This is a genomic window from Tianxiuia mixotrophica (assembly GCF_050596425.1).
Lineage (GTDB): Bacteria > Bacillota > Clostridia > Peptostreptococcales > Acidaminobacteraceae.
This window is the reverse complement of record NZ_CP192292.1, coordinates 609,707-630,788: the sequence shown is the minus strand read 5'-3', so window position 1 is coordinate 630,788 and position 21,082 is coordinate 609,707. Positions and strand designations below refer to the sequence as shown.

At 40.9% G+C, this 21,082-nt stretch carries 15 protein-coding genes and 1 riboswitch; of the genes, 9 read left to right on the top strand and 6 right to left on the bottom strand.

Annotation, left to right across the window (positions count from 1 at the left end):
• Positions 1-327: 327 nt before the first annotated feature.
• From ACQ4KW_RS02875 to queG, 3 genes are all read right to left on the bottom strand, one after another.
• Positions 328-1,515, bottom strand: coding sequence for a glycine C-acetyltransferase (locus tag ACQ4KW_RS02875; RefSeq protein ID WP_430885032.1), 1,188 nt, complete (start codon positions 1,513-1,515; stop codon positions 328-330).
• Positions 1,516-1,715: 200 nt separating this feature from the next.
• Positions 1,716-2,270, bottom strand: coding sequence for a helix-turn-helix domain-containing protein (locus ACQ4KW_RS02870; protein WP_430885031.1), 555 nt, complete (start codon positions 2,268-2,270; stop codon positions 1,716-1,718).
• 145 nt (positions 2,271-2,415) lie between these two features.
• The gene (queG, locus tag ACQ4KW_RS02865) at positions 2,416-3,669 is read right to left on the bottom strand and encodes a tRNA epoxyqueuosine(34) reductase QueG (RefSeq protein WP_430885030.1); all 1,254 of its coding nucleotides are present in this window, start codon (positions 3,667-3,669) and stop codon (positions 2,416-2,418) included.
• A 297-nt stretch (positions 3,670-3,966) separates the two neighbouring features.
• Here queG and ACQ4KW_RS02860 point away from each other — a divergent pair, with 297 nt between their 5' ends.
• From ACQ4KW_RS02860 to pflB, 9 genes are all read left to right on the top strand, one after another.
• Entirely contained in the window at positions 3,967-4,752 is a 786-nt protein-coding gene (locus tag ACQ4KW_RS02860; RefSeq protein ID WP_430885029.1) for an ABC transporter ATP-binding protein, read from the top strand.
• Positions 4,752-6,425 (top strand): hypothetical protein, encoded by a 1,674-nt coding sequence (locus ACQ4KW_RS02855; RefSeq protein ID WP_430885028.1) that lies wholly within the window; start codon positions 4,752-4,754, stop codon positions 6,423-6,425. Before ACQ4KW_RS02860 ends, ACQ4KW_RS02855 begins: the two co-directional genes overlap by 1 nt.
• An 81-nt stretch (positions 6,426-6,506) precedes the next feature.
• Positions 6,507-7,604: an MGDG synthase family glycosyltransferase gene (locus ACQ4KW_RS02850; RefSeq protein WP_430885027.1), complete on the top strand. Its 1,098-nt coding sequence runs from the start codon at positions 6,507-6,509 to the stop codon at positions 7,602-7,604.
• A gap of 284 nt (positions 7,605-7,888) precedes the next feature.
• The gene (sufC, locus tag ACQ4KW_RS02845; RefSeq protein ID WP_430885026.1) at positions 7,889-8,641 is read left to right on the top strand and encodes a Fe-S cluster assembly ATPase SufC; all 753 of its coding nucleotides are present in this window, start codon (positions 7,889-7,891) and stop codon (positions 8,639-8,641) included.
• The gene (sufB, locus tag ACQ4KW_RS02840) at positions 8,641-10,047 is read left to right on the top strand and encodes a Fe-S cluster assembly protein SufB (RefSeq protein WP_430885025.1); all 1,407 of its coding nucleotides are present in this window, start codon (positions 8,641-8,643) and stop codon (positions 10,045-10,047) included. Before sufC ends, sufB begins: the two co-directional genes overlap by 1 nt.
• A gap of 9 nt (positions 10,048-10,056) precedes the next feature.
• Positions 10,057-11,193 carry a SufB/SufD family protein gene (locus ACQ4KW_RS02835; protein WP_430885024.1) on the top strand — a complete coding sequence of 379 codons (1,137 nt, stop codon included), beginning with the start codon at positions 10,057-10,059 and terminating at the stop codon, positions 11,191-11,193.
• A gap of 12 nt (positions 11,194-11,205) precedes the next feature.
• Positions 11,206-12,438: a SufS family cysteine desulfurase gene (locus ACQ4KW_RS02830; protein WP_430885023.1), complete on the top strand. Its 1,233-nt coding sequence runs from the start codon at positions 11,206-11,208 to the stop codon at positions 12,436-12,438.
• A complete protein-coding gene (sufU, locus tag ACQ4KW_RS02825; protein ID WP_430885022.1) occupies positions 12,431-12,865 on the top strand; it encodes a Fe-S cluster assembly sulfur transfer protein SufU in 435 nt (144 codons plus the stop codon). Before ACQ4KW_RS02830 ends, sufU begins: the two co-directional genes overlap by 8 nt.
• Positions 12,866-12,965: 100 nt before the next feature.
• A riboswitch (ZMP/ZTP riboswitch) is annotated at positions 12,966-13,054 on the top strand.
• A gap of 57 nt (positions 13,055-13,111) precedes the next feature.
• Complete coding sequence (pflB, locus tag ACQ4KW_RS02820) at positions 13,112-15,343, top strand: formate C-acetyltransferase (protein WP_430885021.1); 2,232 nt, start codon at positions 13,112-13,114, stop codon at positions 15,341-15,343.
• A gap of 391 nt (positions 15,344-15,734) precedes the next feature.
• Here the strand turns inward: pflB and ACQ4KW_RS02815 are convergent, their stop codons facing one another.
• The 3 genes from ACQ4KW_RS02815 to ACQ4KW_RS02805 form a co-directional block, all read right to left on the bottom strand.
• Positions 15,735-17,051 (bottom strand): DNA glycosylase AlkZ-like family protein, encoded by a 1,317-nt coding sequence (locus tag ACQ4KW_RS02815; protein WP_430885020.1) that lies wholly within the window; start codon positions 17,049-17,051, stop codon positions 15,735-15,737.
• Positions 17,052-17,248: 197 nt separating this feature from the next.
• The gene (locus ACQ4KW_RS02810; RefSeq protein ID WP_430885019.1) at positions 17,249-17,638 is read right to left on the bottom strand and encodes a VOC family protein; all 390 of its coding nucleotides are present in this window, start codon (positions 17,636-17,638) and stop codon (positions 17,249-17,251) included.
• Between the two features lie 399 nt (positions 17,639-18,037).
• Positions 18,038-20,815 (bottom strand): S-layer homology domain-containing protein, encoded by a 2,778-nt coding sequence (locus tag ACQ4KW_RS02805; RefSeq protein WP_430885018.1) that lies wholly within the window; start codon positions 20,813-20,815, stop codon positions 18,038-18,040.
• Positions 20,816-21,082 lie beyond the last annotated feature (267 nt).

Genomic DNA, 21,082 nt, shown 5'->3' with positions numbered 1-21,082 from the left:
TAGTAAATATATTATACATATGTCAATCACTTCTAATTTATACCGTTTTTTATCATTTCTAAACAAGCTAGAATAATTTTTATAAACATATACGTACACTTTATATACAAATCAACATCGTCACATTCTATTTATTTTTAAAAAGTTCCTCACTAAGCTTCACACTAGGCTACTATCTCTTAAAAAAGCATATATTTAATTCAAACCTTTTATGAAATATGATTTTTAATCGACCTTTTTTAAACACAAAAAAGCGACCCCCATAACAGGGATCGCTTCCACAAAACTTACGTTTATTTACCTTTAAAATTATTTATAAGGCATCTATTAAAGCAGACCCATTTCCTTACCAACTTTTTCAAATACCTCTACAGCTTGAGCAAGGTTTTCTTCATTGTGACCTGCTGTTACCATACAACGTACACGGCCTGTTCCCTTAGGAACTGTTGGGAATACAATCGGTGAAACATAAACGCCATTTTCAAGAAGTCTCTTTGAAAACTCTACAGTTTTTGCTTCATCACCAATAATAACTGGCGTGATTGGCGTTTCGCTCTTACCAGTGTCAAAACCTAGTTTACCAAGCTTTTCCTTGAAGAAACGAGCGTTTGACCATAGGCGGTCTGTATACTCTTCTGATTCTGTAAGCATGTCAACCACTTCAGTGATTGCACCAACCGCCGCTGGAGGCAGTGCTGTAGAGAATAGAATTGGACGACCACGGTGTACCAACCAGTCTTGCATAACCTGACGGCCTGCACAATAGCCACCAATAACGCCAATGGCCTTAGAGAGTGTCCCAATGATGAAATCAATACGACCATGCAGGTGGAAGTGGTCAACAGTACCACGACCGCTCTGGCCAAGCACACCAGAACCGTGAGCATCATCAACATATGTCATACAGTTATATTTTTCAGCAATTTCAACCATCTCTGGAAGCTTAGCGATATCCCCATCCATTGAGAATACACCATCAGTGATGATTAGTACATTATTGTACTGGTCGCGCTTTTCTTTCAGAATACGCTCTAGGTCTTCCATGTCACTATGCTTGAATACAGCTTTGTCAGCCTTAGACAGCTTGATGCCATCAATGATAGATGCGTGGTTTAGCTCATCTGAAAGGATAAGGTCACCCTTATTTGTAACAGCCTGGATAACACCAGCATTACAGTTAAAACCAGATTGGAATACCATAACAGCTTCTTCACGTTTGAACTCTGCCAGTTTTCTTTCAAGTTTTTCGTGAATGTCCATGTTACCAACAATTGTACGTACAGCACCTGCACCAACACCATACTTTTCAACAGCGTCGATAGCCGCTTTTTTCGCACGTGGGTGTGTTGCAAGACCCAAGTAGTTGTTTGATGATAGGTTGATTACTTCTTTACCATTTAGCATGCATACAGCTTCACAAGGACCATTAAGTGTTGGAAGCTTTCTAAATACGCCTTGATCTTTAAGATCTTGAACTTGACCTTGTAGATACGGTAGATCATGAATATTGCTCATGTTTCCATCCTCCATTCAACATAAAGTGTAAGTCACTTCAATTCCTATTTAATGTTAAAGGCCAATGACCTCTAACAACGTTTTCCTCGATATTCGCTTATATTGTACCACAGGTGCACTATACTGTACACCAGACTTTTAGACTTTTTGCATGATTTTTCAACACCTTGCATAATAGATCTAACATTCAGTTATTGCAATCACTCTGGGTAGTAAAGCACAATTGTTGCACTGGCAAATTCTTCGCCAATGTTTCTATACGTATGAATAGCATCAGACACAAAGGTCATGGCATCTCCACTTGTCAGCTTATAGGTCTGCCCATTTATTTCCACCTCAATATCCCCTCCATGTACAAGAAGATATTCTTCAACACCACTTACGTGGGCATCAGACTCACGAAAGCATCCCACTTCAAGCTCCACAGTATACAGCTCAAACTTGTGTTTTGGATCAAAAGGCACATAAGAATAGAGTCTGAACTTATCGTCTTCTTGGGCCACCATGTGCGTATCTGACTTGTGAACAATTTTCACCGGCTGATTTTCTTCATTTAATAAGGATGTAAAAGACACCCGCAGACCATTGGCTATCTTCCATATTGTACCGATGGATGGATTGGCTTCCCCTCTTTCTATTTGCCCAAGCATTGACTTGCTGACCCCAGAAAGGTCTGCCAGTTGTCCTAGAGACAGATTTCTTTCTTCCCTTATTTTTCTTAAGTTGCCTGCCAAAAGCAGGTTCACATCTTTCATATGTCTCACCCTCTATATTTTGTTTTTTATCTGAGCAATTTACAAAATCACATCAAAAATATTTTGACCCTCTATCTTGTAAAGCAAGTCTTATTTTCAAACCAATCAATCTCCAAACAAACCACCTATGATTTATAAGTCCTGATTACTTTTTAATCAGCCACTTTTCTTTTTCAGAAGTATCTAGATTTCGGAACTTATAGCGCATCCATTCTTCAATAAGTTTGAATTCATCTAGGAGACACTGTATTTCATTCTTTACTGCCTTATCATTATTTTTATGATCAGCTTCAGTGTTTTCTACTTTAATGGTTATATTTTCTGAAGGAACAGAATTTGAACGTTTTTGTTTAAGAGCCTTATCTTCTAAATAATCCTTTGTTTTTTGAGGGCTAATCATCATCATGGCATAAAGGCCATAGCTTTCAAGTCCACTTGGTAAGGATAGAAGCATATCCCTAACCCGGTCAAAGTCCTTGGCTTGTCTGTCATTTCCAATCACAATGAGGGCATTTCTTTTATAAATTTTCAACCCTCGCCAAGCAAAGCCCATATGTCCATATTCCCGCTTGAATGATTTATTGCTATGCCCTAGTATTTCAAATGGATCCACAGTGTTTATAGTCCTGCGTGTTAAGTCTTCTGGAATCTTTGATACTTGATTGTTATGGGGGCAGGCCCACTGACAAATATCACAACCATAAAGATTTCTGCCTATGCGGTAGCGTTCATCATAGGTCAAATCCCTTTTGAACTGTGTCAAAGAGGATATGCATCTTTGCCCATGAAAGTCATACTCTCCAGTCAGAGCATTGGCTGGACAAGAAGACTGACATTTTCTACAATTTCCACATTTCGACTCAAAGTTTTCTCGCCAAGGCTTGGCCCCTTCCACCTTGAAATCACTTATTATAAGTCCTATGTAAAAGCCACTCCCGACCCTTTCATCTATTATAAATTGGTTTCGACCAATCCATCCAAGGCCGGAACCATATGCCGTCATTCTATCATTGATTGGACCCGTATCGACTGCTGTGAGAAAATTGGCATCCGGATGATTCTGTAGCAAGGCTTCTTTTATTTGATCTAATTTATTTTTCACCACATTATGATAGTCAAACTCCCAAGCCATATTTGTTACAAAGCCTCTAGGGGTTCCAGACGTCCATCTGTTTTTTATACCATAGGGCACAGCTATAGCTATAACTGTTTTTGCCCCTTTTAGCGCTTCTTTGGGCGTGCACCTAAAATCTTTTTGGGGTTCAAAACCCGACAAATCGCCAGAGGCTGCTCTTCTATCATAAATATCACTTAAACCTTGGTTGTTTCCAACATCCGATACGGAAAACACTTCAATATCCAGTTGGTCCATAATGTATTCTACTGATTGATACCGCATGCGTTCTCCTCCTTTGCCATACCCTCATTATACTGAACCCACCTGTTTCGCGCAATTGGATCATATACCGATGAATGTCTGCACATTATTAAGTGGCCAATTCCTTATCCATCTAATTAATCTTTTTTTAATCTTGAAGCCCCTTTATGAATGTTATAATATTCCAAAAGATTATTATATTTTCTGGATTCATTTTCTAATTTTTATAAAGTGCTATAAACTTTTTCTCGTTTACAAAGGTGGAGACTCAAATGTCTATTTACAAGTCCTCCAGCAGTCTAAATAAGAGGTGATACTATGACTGAACCCGTTCTACAAGTACAAGGACTGAAAAAGTCTTTCGATGACAAGGTCGTCTTAAAAGACATACACTTTAAAGTTTACCCAGGTCAAATTATTGGATACATTGGTCCAAATGGTGCTGGAAAAAGCACAACTGTTAAAATTTTTCTTGGTATGCTTGAAAAAGATGCCGGCCATATTGAAATTTTTGGACAGCCCCTTGAAAAAGGAGACTGGTCCTATAAAAATCGAATCGGATATGTCCCTGAACAGTCTGAAGTTTATGAAAACCTGACAGCCAGTGAGTACCTTGAATTTGTAGGGGGCATGTATGGTCTTACATCAGAGTCAATCGATGAAAAAGCTCTGGGTCTTCTTGACCTATTCGACATTTCGGACAGTTATCATAGCCGTATTTCTTCATTTTCCAAGGGGATGCGACAAAAATTATTGATCATCGCCGCAATGATTCACGACCCTGATATTCTCTTTCTTGATGAACCCCTTAGTGGCCTGGATGCTAACAGTGTCATGGTATTTAAGGAAATTCTCGCCCGCCTTAAAGCCCGAGGCAAGACCATCTTTTACTCATCGCACATTATGGAAGTGGTTGAGAAAATATCAGATAGAATTCTACTCTTGTCTTCTGGCGAAATCGTGGCCGATGGTACATTCAAAGACCTCAGGGCACAAAATGCAGAAGGCAGTCTACAAGATATTTTCAATCAGCTCACCGGCTTCACCGAGCATGCAGAAATCGCTGAGAAATTTGTGAACATCTTGGAACGGAGGTCTTCTTAATGGAGTTTCGATCCCTCAAACTCATTGATAGATTTCAGTGGGTCTTTACTAGAATGGGCATTGATTACGGGACCATGCGCAAAATTTTGAACCTAAAACTGATCATGGATTCAAGGCGTATTCCAACCGCCATCCAAAATAATAAAAAGGGGAAAGATGACACCGGGCAGGGCAACAATATGCTTAAGTCTTTATGGATGTATGCCCTATTCAGTGTTATGCCCGGAATTATGGCTTTCATCCCCATCCCCATTTTTAGTAAAATTTCAATCATCATGGGCATATCTATGTTCCTAATCATGTCCACAATGATTTCTGATTTTTCCAGCGTCCTACTCGACATTCGTGATAAGAACATACTCATGGCCTTTCCTGTAGATTCCAGAACCTTATCTGCAGCAAAGCTTGTCCATATTTGCATTTACCTAAGTCTTATAACAGGCAGCTTGAATTTCATTCCCCTGATTGGCATAGCATATAGCGAAGGCATTCTCATGGGACTGCTGCTTCTTTTAATGCTTGTTTTCATGGTCATGGTGGTCATTTTTCTAACATCGCTTATGTATGTTTTGGTTCTGAAGAAATTTGATGGAGAAAAACTTAAGGATTTAATCAGCTCCATTCAAATTATGCTGACTGTTGCCATGACACTTGGGTATCAAGTTGTTGCAAGGATGTTTGAGTTTTCAAACGTTCATGTCCAGTTCACACCTAAGTGGTGGACTATTTTACTGCCTCCGACTTGGTTTGCGGCTCCCTTTGCCCTCCTGTCAGGACAAAGTGGATTCCTTTATATCCTCCTGGCAATACTGGGGGTTTGTCTTCCTTTGGTTTTCATCATCTTGCATTTTAAGGTGATCACGCCACTGTTTGAGGCCAACCTTGTAAAACTCAACACAAGTGACAAACATGCATCTAAAGCTTACAACCGCAGGCAAGTTCGGGTAAAAAAACTATCAAAAATTTTCTGTCGCAGCAAAGATGAACAGGCAGCCTTCCAATTTGGATACAGAATGCTCAGCAGTGAAAGAGAACTCAAGCAAAAGGTCTACCCTTCCATGGCCCTGTCCATTGTCTTCCCCTTCATACTTGGGGCAACACTGGTCAGTGACACGGGCGGAATTTCTCAGGCCCTTGAATCATTTAGAACATCTAACCAGTATCTTTGGATCTATTTTTCAGTCCTTATTTTGCCATCGGTCTTTATTTTCGTTGGCCGAAGTAAGTATTATAAAGGGGCTTGGCTTTACAAAGTCCTCCCTATTGAGGACCCTTATCCAATCATTTCTGGGACTTATAAAAGTGCCATAATAAAATTTGGTGTGCCACCATTCTTTATAACCGCTGTTTTAATGGTGATCCTCGCTGGAATTCGTGTTGTTCCCCATATGGGCATAGCTTTTATCAACACCATTTATATGGTTCTTATTATTTCCATGCTCAACGGGACCAGCCTTCCTTTTTCAAGAAGCTTTCAGGTCACACAAGATGGCCACATGAAAGGATCACTCGCAGGCATGGTCTGCACCGGATTATTAGGAGGTCTCCACCTCTTGCTCATTAAATTTAGCACACCACTCATTGATTACATCGTTTTTTTGATCCTATTCGTCATTCTTATACCGTTTTGGAAACATGCTCTACGAACCACATGGGAAGAGATTCACTCATGATAAAACTGTGACAAATCCTTGTGCACTGTGTAAAATAATAATGAAGTAAACTATTTCATTTGGGGGTAAGGAGAAAATCCAATGAAGAAAATCTTAATACTTACAGCTTCAACGGGGGCGGGTCATAACCAAGTGGCAAAAACACTTGAAGCTCAACTGGCAAGCCGAGGACATGAAGTGAAACGTGTGGATTTTATCAGAGAACAAAGCAAAATTTTAGAAATGCTCGTTGAAGATGGGTATGATGTTCTTGCCAGCAAGTTTCCTGAAACTTACGGCAGACTATACAATATGAGTAACCGTGAATGGATCCATGGTCGATTTGCTAAAATGGTTGTCGCCGCTGAATACAGACGAGCCAAACAGCTTGTTTTAAGCTATGAACCTGACCTTATCATTGGCACCCATACCTTTGCAGTCAGCGTCTTTAACCGACTGAAGGTCAAAGGACATTACAAGGGCCCATTCATATCGGTTGTAACAGATTTTGAAGCCCACTATGCCTATGTGAGCAAGGAAGTTGACCTATACATAACAGGCAGTGATTTTACCAATGAAAGCCTTATGGAAAAAGGCATTGATCAGGACCGTATCAAGAACTTAGGAATCCCCATCCATCCGAAGTTCTACAAGCCATCTGGTGTGGTCAAACCTGCTGATGCACCATTTACAGTCTTACTCATGGGGGGCAGTATGGGGCTTGACCCTATGAAAAAGGCTTTCTTAAATCTTCTCAATATGGACCGAGACATGAAACTCTATGTTGTTTGTGGAACCAATAAGACATTAAAGACAGAGCTTGATAAGCTTGTTGAGCTTTCAAATTCCAGACTTGATATTGAGGTGCTTGGTTTTACAGACAATATACATGAGCTTATGGAGCTTTCTGATGTCATTGTGACAAAGCCTGGGGGACTAACCGTTTCAGAGTCCCTCATAAAAAAGCTTCCAATGATTGTGCCTTATTTTATTCCTGGACAAGAGGCTGAAAACCTCGATTTTCTCACCCTTGTCAATATTGCAGTGGAAGTCCGTGATGTGAAACGCATCAGCAAGATTGTAACTTACTTAATGGATCACCCAATAAGGCTTGAAGGCATGAAAAAGGAAATAGAATATATTTCCCGTAACCATTCTCTTGAAATGGTCACTAAATCCATAGAAGATTTGCTTTCGTGATCGCTTTCTAAAATATGTTTTCTTTCAATTTCCCTTGGAATATAAAACTCTATTCCAAGGGAAATTTTTTTTATATACAACCATTTGATATTCGATCATTTGCTTAGTCTGAGCGACTTGTAAAATAACACCCCCGCTATACCGTGTATAAATATTAAGAATCAAATACTATATTCTATCTATAAATATTTTTTATTTTCTTCATATTGTTGACCTTTTTAGTGTACTTTTGTAGAATGGACATGTAATTCCGATCATTTTACTAGGAATTGAGGAGGCTCAATATGGAACACATTCTTAAAATCAATCAGCTCCACTCATCAGTGGAAGGAAAAAATATTCTTAAAGGCGTCAATCTTGACATTAAACCTGGCGAAATACATGTCATAATGGGCCCAAATGGTGCGGGAAAATCAACCCTAGCCAATGTACTTATGGGACACCCTGAACATGAGGTGGTTTCAGGTGACGCCACATTCAGCGGAGAAAACTTGCTGCAAATGAAGGTGGATGAACGTGCACGTGCTGGACTTTTTTTATCCTTCCAGTACCCGCAAGTTATTCCAGGTGTGTCTGTTGAAGGTTTTATTAGACAGGCTCTTACAGAAAAAAACAATGGCCAAAAGCCTTCCATGTTTTCCATGAAAGCAGAGCTTGACGGCCATATTATCAAACTTGGTCTGCCAAGGGACGCTGCATCTCGGTCCTTGAATCAAGGCTTTAGCGGTGGTGAAAAAAAGAAAAACGAAATGCTTCAAATGACTATGCTAAACCCCAAACTGGCCATTCTTGACGAAACAGACTCAGGGCTTGATGTGGATGCCATTCGTACGGTTTATGAGAAAGTTCAGGCATTTTCAAGCCCTGAAAATGCTGTGCTTGTCATCACCCACTACAACAAAATTCTTCAGTACATCAAGCCTGACCATGTCCACATTATGGTTGACGGCAAAATTGTACTCAGTGGAGATGCTTCGCTTGCTGACCGTATTGAAAAAGACGGTTATGAGTCCATCAAGGGAAATGTGGTGGCCTAATGAGCAGACAAAAATCACAAATTGCTGATATTGACCGCGGTGTCTATGACATCGTCAATGAAGAACGGCACACATTTAAGACCGATAAGGGCTTAACAGAAGACATCATTCGTGAAATATCTAGGGAAAAAAATGAACCAGAGTGGATGACGGATTTTCGCTTGAAATCGCTGGAGATATACAATTCAAAACCCATCCCCATGTGGGGCGCAGATCTGTCTGATCTTGATGTAGACAACATTGTCCACTATGTGAGACCAGATGCCAACCTGTCAACCACTTGGGACGACGTTCCCGATGACATCAAGGAGACCTTCGACAGACTGGGGATTCCAGAAGCTGAAAGAGAGTCCTTAGCTGGTGTTGGAGCCCAGTATGATTCGGAAGTTGTTTACCACTCCCTCCAGGATGAACTTCGTGAACAAGGCGTCGTATACCTAGATATGGACACAGCCCTTAAAACCCACGAAGACATTGTTAAAAAGTACTTTATGACACTTATTAGACCAAACGATCACAAGTTTGCTGCCCTACATGGAGCAGTTTGGTCAGGTGGCTCCTTTGTTTACGTTCCAGAAGGGGTTCAAGTTGATATTCCCCTTCAGTCCTATTTTAGGCTCAATGCAAAAGGCGCTGGTCAGTTTGAACACACCATGATCGTTGTAGAGAAAGGGGCAAAACTTCACTTTATTGAAGGGTGCTCAGCACCAAAATACGGTGTTCAAAATATCCATGCTGGGGCTGTCGAACTCTTTGTTAAAGATGACGCCACCCTACGCTACTCTACCATCGAAAACTGGTCAAGAAACATGTATAACCTCAACACAAAGCGCTGCGTTGTTGATGCACGAGGCCGTATTGAATGGGTTTCTGGCTCATTTGGTTCCAAGGTTTCCATGCTTTATCCAATGAGCATACTTAGAGGCGAAGGCGCATCCTCAGAATTTACCGGCATAACCTTCGCAGCCGAAGGCCAATATCTTGACACTGGCACAAAGGTGGTTCACTCAGCGCCAAACACAAGTTCCACAGTCCATTCAAAATCTATTTCAAAAGGCGGAGGTCACGCCTTCTACCGTGGTCTTCTTCGTGTGACAAAAAATGCAACTGGCATTAAATCGACTGTCAACTGCGAATCTCTTATGCTTGATAGTGCGTCAAAATCTGATACCCTTCCAATCATTGAAGTGGATAATGACCAAGTCGATATTGGACATGAGGCCCGGATAGGACGCATTAGCGATGAAGCCATTTTCTACCTGATGTCCAGGGGCATTCCAGAAGATGAAGCCCGCGCCATGATCGTTAGAGGTTTTGTGGAACCCATTACTAAAGAACTTCCGCTAGAGTACGCTGTGGAACTCAATAAACTTATAGAGATTGAACTTGAAGGCACAATAGGATAGGAGGCCCCCATGACATATAAATCAGAACATCAAAAGAGCTTTGAGGGGCATGCTCTACCCAAATGGAGACGAGCCCCCCTACCAGAAGATATTTTGAACAGAACCATATCTTCTGCAGCCTTTACCATAGAAAATAAGGACAACCAAACAGACATGCATCCCCTTGATCCAGATGGAAACGGGGCTGTACTTGATCTGCTATTGGCTTCTGAAAAAAATTTCAAAAATCATCTAGGCGATGCCTTTATTAGCCACACATCTGCAAAGAGCAGAAATGGCTTTCATATCACTTCAAGCCAGTCTAGTGATCGTCTAAACCCAGTACAGATCAACTATGACCTGTCACAAACACCCGCTATGGCAGAACGCAACCTCATTCATGCCAAGTCTGGTCACAGCATGTCGGTTGTCTTACGCTATACAAACGCAGATGCCCACCAGACCCGTCACCATGGAGTGACAAGTGTTATAGCTGAACCAGGAAGCACCCTTGATATTGTCCGCTTTCAGGATTTAAGCTCAGACTCTGAGTTTTTTGACAATATACATTTTCAAGTGGAAGAAGGGGCAACTGTGCGATTCTTTGACTATCAAATTGGTGGTTCATTTAAAGCTCTTGGGTGCCAAGCAGATTTGAAAGGCCGCCACAGCCAGTTTGAAGTCTATAATGGCTACCTGGGATTTGGTGATGATCTGCTTGATATTTCCTACATGGCACAACACTTTGGTGCCCATTCACAATCGAAAATTTTAGCCAAGGGCGCTCTTGGTGATAGAGCCCGTAAAACCTTCAGAGGGACCCTTGATTTCAAGTCTGGTTCAAAGACCGCTGTGGGACAAGAAGAAGAGTTTGTTCTGATACTCAGCCCTGATGTGAACTCCGACTCCATTCCCGCCCTCATGTGTGAAGAGGATGATGTTATTGGAGAACACGCTGCCAGTGTCGGACGAATGGACACAGATTTACTCTTCTACATGATGAGCCGAGGCTTCTCTGAAGATGAAGCCCGCCGAACTCTGGTAACGGCTGCCGTGGCTGAAACCCTTGAAGAACTTGAAATAAAATCTCTTCGTGAAGAAATACTATCTGCCTTTGAAGTGCGATTAAGTGAGAACAAGCAGGCCCTTGTCCCTGCTAGGTCTTAAGGAGTGGATGCTATGAATCTAACGACAAAAATGGATGTAAGACGTATACGGTCTGACTTTCCCATACTCAGTACAGATCATGCCCTCACATACCTGGACAATGCCGCTACAACCCACATGCCCCTTCATGTGCAGAATGCTCTTTCAAACTATACAAATCAAAGTCATGGCAGCCCCCACCGCGGGGCGCATCGACTTTCCATTGAAGCCACAAAAGCTTATGATGCGGCGCGTGAAAAGGTCAGAGGTTTCATTAATGCCGATTCAAGTGCTCAATGTGTCTTCACAAGAAATACCACAGAAAGTTTGAATCTTATTGCTTATGGTTACTTGATGCATTCTATCGAGCCTGGTGATAAAATCATCACTTCAATCACGGCCCATCATAGCGCCCTGCTCCCCCTTCAAATGGTTGCCAGAGCTAAGGGGACTCAACTTGAATATCTATACTGCGATAATTTAGGTCATATTCCAAAATCTGAATTAAGCAAGATTGATAACAAGACAAAATACGTCCTTGTGCCTTATATCAGCAATGGCATAGGATCCATTCACGACTTAAAAAGCCTTGAAGAAATCACCCACGCCCACGGAGGCATATTTGCCGTTGATGGGGCTCAAGCCATCGGTCATATACCTATTGATGTGAAAGCCCTTAACATAGACCTCTTTGTTTTTTCAGGCCATAAGATCTTTGCACCACAGGGCATTGGGGTTTTATATGGCAAAACCGATCTGCTAGAACAGTTTGAACCCTTCTTGCGCGGTGGCGATATGATTGAATACGTCGAGGAGCAAACTTCGACCTTTGCCCCTTTGCCAGAAAGGCTTGAGGCTGGCACTCAAAATGTTTATGGTGCTGTTGGACTTCATGCTGCACTCGACTATATTGATGCCATTGGAGTAGAAAACATTCGATCCGTCGAGGAGCGCCTTACAGGCTATGCTTACTCAAAGCTCAGTGATATGGATGGGGTTACTATTTATGGTCCCAGCCACTCGTCTGAGCGTGGTGGTCTTATCACATTCAATGTAGAAGGCATCCATCCCCACGACGTGGCCACTATTTTAGACCATCACGGCGTGGCCATTCGGGCAGGCCACCACTGCTGTCAGCCCCTTATGAAGCATTTGAACTTGTCATCAACATGCCGGGTGAGTTTTGCAGTTTACAACACACTAGAGGACGTGGACAACTTTATCAGTGCTCTGGCTCAGGCAAGGGAGGTCTTTGGATATGCTTGATCAAATGTATACAGAAATTATTTTAGAACACAATCGAAACAGCCCTCACAAGGGTCAACTTGAAACTGTCACCCACACAGAAAGAGGCCACAACCCCAACTGCGGTGATGACCTGACCCTCCATCTAGAAGTTGAGGAGGGACTTATTAAAAATGCAAAGTTTACAGGAACAGGTTGTGCCATTTCTCAAGCCTCTATGTCCATTATGATCGATTTGATTCTTGGACAAGACAAGGAAACAGCTCTAACCCTCACAGACCTTTATTCAAAAATGATAAAAGGCCATGAACTCAGCCCGGAGGACAAAAACCAACTTCAAGATGCACAAATTTTTGAAACTCTTTCAAAAATGCCTGCTCGGGTTAAATGTGGAACACTTGGCTGGCACTGTCTACGCGTTGCACTTATGGAAAATGATGCAAAGTAAGTTCTCTGGTTTTTTTTGTAAGACTTACAGAAGTCTGACCAATTCATGAACAATATATTCATTTTCCTTTACAACGTTCGATAATAAAGCTATAATTTGAATAACATTTCAAGACTGGCGGAAAAAGTGGAGTCTACCACGGGGGATTGAAATGAATTTCGTAATTAGCCGACCGCCTGGGCGCAAGTAGCCCAGGTGTGTCGGTTTTTCTATGTCCACCTGGGCAAGTAAAACAGGAGGATTATTATGAAGAAAAGTGCATGGAATGGATTTAACAAAGGCAAATGGTGTGACACCATAGACGTTCGGGATTTTATTATTAAAAACCGCACCCCCTATCATGGAGATCATGCCTTCTTATCACCGCCGACTAAACGAACACAAAAACTCCTTGATCATCTTAAGGCGTTAAAACAAATGGAACTCGAAAAAGGTGGCGTTCTGGACATTGACACAGATAGGGTTTCATCTCTATTAAGCTATGAAAAGGGACTGATCCACGGCCACGAAGAGATCATATATGGTCTGCAAACCGACGCCCCACTAAAGCGCGGTGTTAATCCCTTTGGAGGCATACGAATGGCACGACAAGCCTGTGAAGCCTATGGTTATAAACTTGGGGACTCTATAGAGGAACATTTTAAATACAAAACAACCCACAACGATGGTGTTTTCCGAGTCTATTCCGATGAGATTCTTAAAATGCGTAAGTCAGGTCTTATTACCGGTCTACCTGATGCCTACGGTCGCGGTCGTGTTATTGGCGATTATAGACGGATTGCCCTCTATGGTGTGGACACCCTCATTGCTCATAAGCAAGCCGATAAAAGAGACCTTGAAAATAGCCCCATGCTCGAAGAATCTATCCGCCTTTCTGAAGAAGTCTACCGACAAATTGATTTTCTAAAAAAATTAAAAACAATGGCCCTCGCTTATGGCCATGATATATCCCGGCCAGCAACAAACACTCTAGAAGCTGTCCAGTGGCTCTACTACGGTTATTTGGGCGCCATTAAAGAACAAAATGGCGCAGCTATGTCCCTGGGCCGCGTCAGCACCTTTATAGATATTTATGCCCAGCGTGATCTTTCAAATCAGACCATGACTGAATCCGCTGTTCAAGAAATTATTGATGACTTTGTCTTAAAGCTAAGAATGGCTCGGCAACTGCGTACACCAGATTACAATGAGCTATTTGCCGGTGATCCTCTCTGGGTCACTGAATCACTGGGGGGAATGGGACAAGATGGGCGAACCCTCGTCACAAAATCCAGCTTTAGATTTTTACATACGCTCACCAATCTCGGACCAGCTCCAGAACCAAATATGACTGTTCTTTGGGCAAAAAATTTACCTCAGGCCTTCAAAAATTACTGCGCAAAACTTTCTATTGAAACCGACGCCATCCAGTACGAGAATGATGATTTAATGCGTCAAGATTATGGAGATGACTACGGCATAGCATGCTGTGTTTCCGCTATGCGTATTGGTCAGGAAATGCAGTTTTTTGGTGCCAGATGCAACCTGCCTAAAACCCTATTATTGGCTCTTAATGGTGGTTTTGATACATCTTCTAACATCCAGGTTGGCCCCAAAATGGATGTTCTTAAATCACCAACACTTGACTTTAACCAAGTAAGATCCAGGCTGGATACCTATCTCGACTGGCTCTGTGAAAACTATGTTCGTGCCATGAACATCATCCACTACATGCATGACAAATATGCCTATGAAAAAACTCAAATGGCCCTTCATGACACCGATGTTCACCGCTATATGGCCTTTGGCATTGCTGGTCTATCTGTCATGGCAGATTCCTTATCAGCCATAAAACACGCACAAGTTAAGCCGATTTTCAATAATCAAGGTTATATGATAGATTTTGAAATCGTAGGTGATTATCCTAAGTTTGGCAACGACGACAACCGTGTGGATGATCTTGCAAGTGAGCTTACTGAAAATTTTATAAAAAAGCTTCGCCACCACCCAACCTACCGAAATGCAGAACACACCCTCTCCATTTTGACCATTACATCCAACGTGGTCTATGGAAAGAAAACGGGCAGCACACCTGATGGCCGAAAGTCTGGTGACGCATTCGCCCCAGGCGCTAACCCTATGCATGGTCGGGATAAGATCGGCGCCCTAGCCTCCCTTAACTCTGTCGCCAAGGTCCCATATGAAGCCTGTCGAGATGGTATTTCGTGTACTTTCTCAGTCACGCCAAAGGCCCTTGGCAAAAGCGATGGGATACAGGTTCAAAATTTGGTTGGCATACTTGATGGCTATTTTGATCAGGCTGCCCACCACCTCAATGTCAATGTTTTAAGTCGTGAAAAACTCATGGACGCCATGGAAAGGCCTGAAGACTATCCTAATTTAACTATACGCGTTTCAGGTTATGCTGTTAACTTCAACAGACTGAGTCGAGCACAACAAGAGGAGGTTCTTTCAAGAACCTATCATGGTAGGCTTTAAAAATCTGCTTTAATACAGGATTCAAAAACATACCTCGTCCCTAATCGAGGTTACTGCCAAGTCAAATTTTTGATGGATATATTTTGACTTGTTCTATGATTTCTACTATAATTTCCATTGCTATATGCATATAGAATGACGTAAATGGTTTTCTAAATCTAAACAGAAGAGCATTCACCAACAGATTCCATGTTTGTGAATGCTCTTTATTATTAGTTGTTTTATTATGTTCGTTATTTACTATGTTCGTTATTTACTATGTTTGGTCTTTACTATGTTCCGACTTCATTCTTTTCAAGCTTTACTCTACTGCGTCTTTATTCTTTTCAGCCTTTATTATGGTTGGTGCTTGAATACTGTTTTAAATGAGACTCTAAGATCTTCAGGTCTTTTACTTCAACAATTGTTCAAAGTCCGCATCAATTTTTTCTACGCCCAGATAACGGGCAAAATCTTCAAAGCCTTTTACAACAGTTTGTCTTAGGGCATCATCAACAAGGGTGTCTTCTTCCCACCACCAGTTTTTTATCCTTAAAACATTGCCACCCCTCAGGTGGTCTGGCTCAAATCGTCCAACAAAATTATTCTCGTATAAAACCGGAAGAACATAATACCCAAAGCGCCTCTCAGAAACTGGTTTATAGACTTCCCAGACATAGTCAAAATTAAAGACATCCTTAATTAGTTTTCTGTCCCATATCAGATTATCCAGGGGCGCGATAAAGCGAACAGAACTGTCCTCACTTGGTCCCTCCTCATTACACCTATGTATTAAGTTCCCATCCGGATCGTAGCCTGATTCATTTTCTGTATTGTTTTTAGCCACATTCGTACGGATTGGCTTGTGAGATGACTTTGACTGAATCAGACTTTTTAAAAGAGGCATGTCTTCTCTTCGAATATAGAATTTATCATCTATTGATTCCACTTCAACTTCATGCAAATCTCCCGCTTCCACCAGTCTGTTAATGGACTCTGTACGCTTCTTTTTTACCGAAAGGTACTTGCCCAGCCAGCCATCACCACGTTTGGCCCAGTACATGCCAATAGAACCTATTCTTCTTTTCACATACCAATCCATGAAGGCTTCTTCAGATTCAAAGCCCTCCTCAGACTGAATCACATCACTTTGCATCAAGTTTTCAATAAAATCATATATCTTTTGAGTTCCACTTTTGCTGTGAATCCCCACAGCACCTTTGTGGAACAAGTAATCGAGAACAACACTGGAAATCTTACCATGCCCCCATACACCACGCTCAACCTGACCAAGTTCTATGCCACTTGGTCTTGTTGGCCCAGTCTCTTTCAGAGCATCTTTAACCGCATCAATATGCTTTAAGGCGTCATGGGATTTTCGTTTTTTCAGCGTGGATTCAGTGCTTAAAGCCATGGCTTCACGCACCCGCTTCATTTTGGACCAATCCGAAGCCTTATAAATTGACATTTGCTTGTCCCATCCATCGACAAGGGTCCGGTCTTTATAAAGAAGTTCTTCTAATATCGAGGAATCATAGTCTTTAACACGGCTTTGAAGGACCAAGTCACTGTTTCTTCCCACCACATTTAGGGGGTCGTACTGAATACACCCCACCTGATTCATGAAGTCTATCACACCAGATTTTCTCTCATACTTTTTTAGACTTCCCAGACCTTGGTATTCTATTAAAAACCACTTCAACTCATCTATTGTTATTTGCATGGGCATGGTCGTCACCGGTCCTTTAATATGTTTTTAAATAAAATCAGGCTTCCATTTTATATATTTAATCGCTAATTTAGGGGCTTTCAAAATTACAGATTCACGTCCTTATCATGCATAGATAGAATTTAACTTTTTTATATCTATTTTTGCTTCTTTCATATCAGTAAATGATATAAGAAGGGTTCTTCGGCGATATTTTGCTAGTCGCTCAGTTCACAAAAAATCTCATGAATATTGCCATCAGGATCAGCAAAAAGTGCCGTTCTCTGGTTCCACGGCATATTTTCAGGTTTATGGATTTCCACCGCACCCTTGCCAATTAATGATGCATACGTTTTGTCTAAGTCCTCAACATTTTCACATGGAAAGGCCAACTCAAAAGCTTGTCCTGTACGCATGAGCTTAAAGGCCTCACTGTAGTCATGCATGACCTGACGTTTGCATATGGCAAATCGTACACCTTCATTTTTAAACTCTACATAGTCACCTAGGTCATTAATAATCTCAAAACCTAGTACCTCTTTATAAAAGGCCTTCATTCTTTCAATGTGATCTGTCCAGATGGTGATTAAGCTGATTTGGGCTTTCATATGACTCCTCCTAAACACTACTTTAAGTTAGACGCTTGCAAAGTACAGACTCTGGCCACTTCTCTCCTATACAGATATTACAGACATACAAACATTTACGAAGCGCAAATCTATGTCTGCTTTTCCAAATGACCCTAATGTGGTACTTTGTAAGTCCCTCAATTATCTCTTTGTCTAATCGACGTTCATTAAACTTATTTTAACAAACAAGCGTTCGGTCCGCAAGATCATAACCCTAAATTTCCTGAAATTTAAAACTTGAATTTTTTAAATGTAACTATGAGCATCTTCACCAAGACACCTTCTAGTGGACTGCATAATATAAAATAAAAACACAGACAATGAGTGATTTTACAAAAAAAAGCCGGAATTAAACATTCCGACTTCATAATTTAACCCTTATTCTCTTATGTCTTGTGATACGATCTCATCATTAACAATCTTTGTCGTACTGAACCAATTCCCATTCTCATCATAATAGGTGTTCTCAATAATCCAGTCATCCCCGTCATAAGACTCGTAATATTCTTGAATTAGGATTCCGTTTTCTGAATATTTCTCGAAACCACCATACTGATTGTCATTGACTCTTAAGTCCATATCTCTTCTGACTTTACTGTGTTCGGTGTAATGATCATTTATTAGAGTGTAATGTACAATTTTCGGTTGTGTTCTTTCAGCGTCATAGAAAACAATAAAAATTGGAGCATATCGCTTGCTCATATCTGGAATTTCTTTGAAAACATAATCGACTCGCTTTTGACCTTCTTTATATTCCATTTCACTGAAGTTGAATGTGTAGTGATCACTCATGAACTTTCTATATGGATCATCTGTATCTTCCACGATGCTCTGGTCTGAATTCTCATCAACTGTTTCATCAAGTTCTGTGACCTCACCACTCTCTTGCACAGTTTTTTCGTCTGCCTCAAGAACGTCTTCCTCTGGCGCCTCATCAGCTTTTTCTTCAACCACTTCTTCTTTTTTGTCAACTTGAATTTGAACCAAGACATCATCCTCTATACCATCAACAGTAAAATCTTGGTTGTAGGTCTTATCATCCACTTCAATTTTAACAACACTTGGTCTTTTGTTATTAACATACTCCGCGTTGGTAAATTCGAATGTGACCTGTCCACTGGAATCTGTCACCGCTGAATAAACAGCCTCGTTTTCATTGAGCACATTCACATTTATACCACTCGTTTGACCTTCGTCGCCTAGTATCTGGACTCTCAAAGATGTTCGGTGCTTGAAGAGTTTTCTAACCTCTTCCTCTTTTCTATATAAGTCCATTTCTTGCTCTATCCTGATGTTCTTGGCGATCTGGGTGAAGACTGGTTCTAAGGACTTAGCCGTCATGGCATATAGGTTTGCAGACAATGATTTTTTCATATCTTCATTCAAACCAGCATCAGCCGTCCAGCCCCCTTCTGATACATATGACATGTACTCATATACATTCTCGTCATTTTCCCAGTACTTATTTGAGTATTCTTCTAGCATATTCTCTATTTCAATTTTCGCACTTTCAGCAGATGTGGCCTTATCAAATAGAGGCTTGATTTTCTTATACCACATAACATGAGACCCTCTACCACTATTGACATAAAGGTCTTTTACAGAAGAATCACTTCTGTAAAACTCATAAAACGCCTTTTCGTGTAGGGCATATCGCCCCTCAATGGCCTCCGTTGCAAATGCATTGAGAGAATAATCTATAGCAAATGTCCCTAAAGATGCAATTTTGAGGGCAGATGTGCTAAAGTACTTGCTAATGGTCTGATCCATGTAAAATTTAGTGGCATTTATTGCCATGCTCTTATCGTCACCTTTTGAAAAATCTATGACAAATTGAAGACCCGTTGTTGCCAGTCCAACATTCCCCAATTGATTATTTATATTTTTAAAGGCTTCCATCTGTATGGCTTCTTCTAAAAAGGTGGTTGATGGTCCAATCTGACTCAATCCAGATGTCACACCCTTCCAACCTTCTTCAATGGCTGAAGGGACATTAACGGTTCCACTCGACGAAACATCATTATAAATCTGCATAGCCTTGTCATAATCCATCTCTGAAACATCTTTCTTTGCAGTATTATCATTGTCTTCTGATTCAAAAAGTCCAAACCAAGACAAATGATTTGTATAAACTGTTGCCTGTCCATTATCTAAGGAATAAGGCAGTGGTGTCCAAATTTCATTCTCCTCATTAAAATATGCGGCATATAAACTTTCTTCACTCACTTTATTGTCATATGGAATAATAATTTCAATATAGGTATCAAGCTCATGCACATCTTCAAGGGTAATATCATAAATAGTAAGAGCGTTTTCCACTTCATTCGCCTGTTTAACTTCTTCAACAACCAGGCTTTTACCTTGTCCATCAAAAAAAGCTGGCAACTTGATTTCTATGTCCTTGCCGACCGAGATCATCTCATCTTCGTAGGTGGTCTCAAGAATTGTGAAATTAGATGACCCCTGGTCATTTGTCCTTGTGTCAATTGAGGCACTCTTATTCACAGATTTATATATATCGATTATCACCCTGTTCCCAAATTGATCAAGGGCAGGCAATCCATTTTTTTCTTTTAAAATTTTATTCACAACTGTCATAGTTGCCTCAACAGTTGCACTGCCTTCAGGGTTCATGGCATTGTTGCCAACACCAGATATTATATTATTGCTCTTAGCCATATACACCGATTCTTTTGCCCATGAAGGTATTTGTCCATCATCTAAAAAAAGGTCATCTGAACCGGGTGTCATTGGAACCTCTAGTATGGATAAGACCTTGACCATAAATGTAGCAAGTTGGGCTCTTGTCAGTGGTTGATCATACCCAAACTGATTGTTTCCTATGCCTGCTGTGATGCCAACGCTGGCCCCTTTTAGGGCATAAATATCTGTCGTGTCTGTAAAGAAAATGTCCTCGTCTAAAACAATTTCTCGTCCAGACATAATTTCATACATTCCCACCGCAAAATAAATGAACTCACCTCTAGTAATTTCCTTTTGATAATTCTGAAATGCCTCATCGCTAAAGTAATGAATTTCTTTAAGTTCATTGATAGAATCTTCTGCCCACACAGAAGGTTCCTCTGCAAAAGCAAGACCAGAAGGCATCAGCAAAAGTAACCCTAAAAATATGATCCAGATTTTCTTATTCCCCACCTTTTCTCCACCTCTTTCATTATATAATTAGCCATTAACACTCTTTATTTATATACCCTTTATTGTGACATTTACATTTCTTATCTTGACATAAGAACATAAGTGAGTATAATATGATAAAGAATTTAATAATCGGCTATGATGGAGACAAACAGCACTGTACGATTTAAAGAAATCTAAAAATGATTTCCTAGAGAGAAAGCGCCCCAGGCTGCAAGCGCCTTCAAATACGACTTTGTGAATACTACTCCTGAGCTTTGAATGACT

What these genes read in the sequence shown, in the direction of transcription:
- ACQ4KW_RS02875 (WP_430885032.1), bottom strand. Translation starts at nt 1,515, where the DNA reads ATGAGCAATATTCATGATCTACCGTATCTACAAGGTCAAGTTCAAGAT.
- ACQ4KW_RS02870 (WP_430885031.1), bottom strand. Translation starts at nt 2,270, where the DNA reads ATGAAAGATGTGAACCTGCTTTTGGCAGGCAACTTAAGAAAAATAAGG.
- queG (WP_430885030.1), bottom strand. Translation starts at nt 3,669, where the DNA reads ATGCGGTATCAATCAGTAGAATACATTATGGACCAACTGGATATTGAA.
- ACQ4KW_RS02860 (WP_430885029.1), top strand. Translation starts at nt 3,967, where the DNA reads ATGACTGAACCCGTTCTACAAGTACAAGGACTGAAAAAGTCTTTCGAT.
- ACQ4KW_RS02855 (WP_430885028.1), top strand. Translation starts at nt 4,752, where the DNA reads ATGGAGTTTCGATCCCTCAAACTCATTGATAGATTTCAGTGGGTCTTT.
- ACQ4KW_RS02850 (WP_430885027.1), top strand. Translation starts at nt 6,507, where the DNA reads ATGAAGAAAATCTTAATACTTACAGCTTCAACGGGGGCGGGTCATAAC.
- sufC (WP_430885026.1), top strand. Translation starts at nt 7,889, where the DNA reads ATGGAACACATTCTTAAAATCAATCAGCTCCACTCATCAGTGGAAGGA.
- sufB (WP_430885025.1), top strand. Translation starts at nt 8,641, where the DNA reads ATGAGCAGACAAAAATCACAAATTGCTGATATTGACCGCGGTGTCTAT.
- ACQ4KW_RS02835 (WP_430885024.1), top strand. Translation starts at nt 10,057, where the DNA reads ATGACATATAAATCAGAACATCAAAAGAGCTTTGAGGGGCATGCTCTA.
- ACQ4KW_RS02830 (WP_430885023.1), top strand. Translation starts at nt 11,206, where the DNA reads ATGAATCTAACGACAAAAATGGATGTAAGACGTATACGGTCTGACTTT.
- sufU (WP_430885022.1), top strand. Translation starts at nt 12,431, where the DNA reads ATGCTTGATCAAATGTATACAGAAATTATTTTAGAACACAATCGAAAC.
- pflB (WP_430885021.1), top strand. Translation starts at nt 13,112, where the DNA reads ATGAAGAAAAGTGCATGGAATGGATTTAACAAAGGCAAATGGTGTGAC.
- ACQ4KW_RS02815 (WP_430885020.1), bottom strand. Translation starts at nt 17,051, where the DNA reads ATGCCCATGCAAATAACAATAGATGAGTTGAAGTGGTTTTTAATAGAA.
- ACQ4KW_RS02810 (WP_430885019.1), bottom strand. Translation starts at nt 17,638, where the DNA reads ATGAAAGCCCAAATCAGCTTAATCACCATCTGGACAGATCACATTGAA.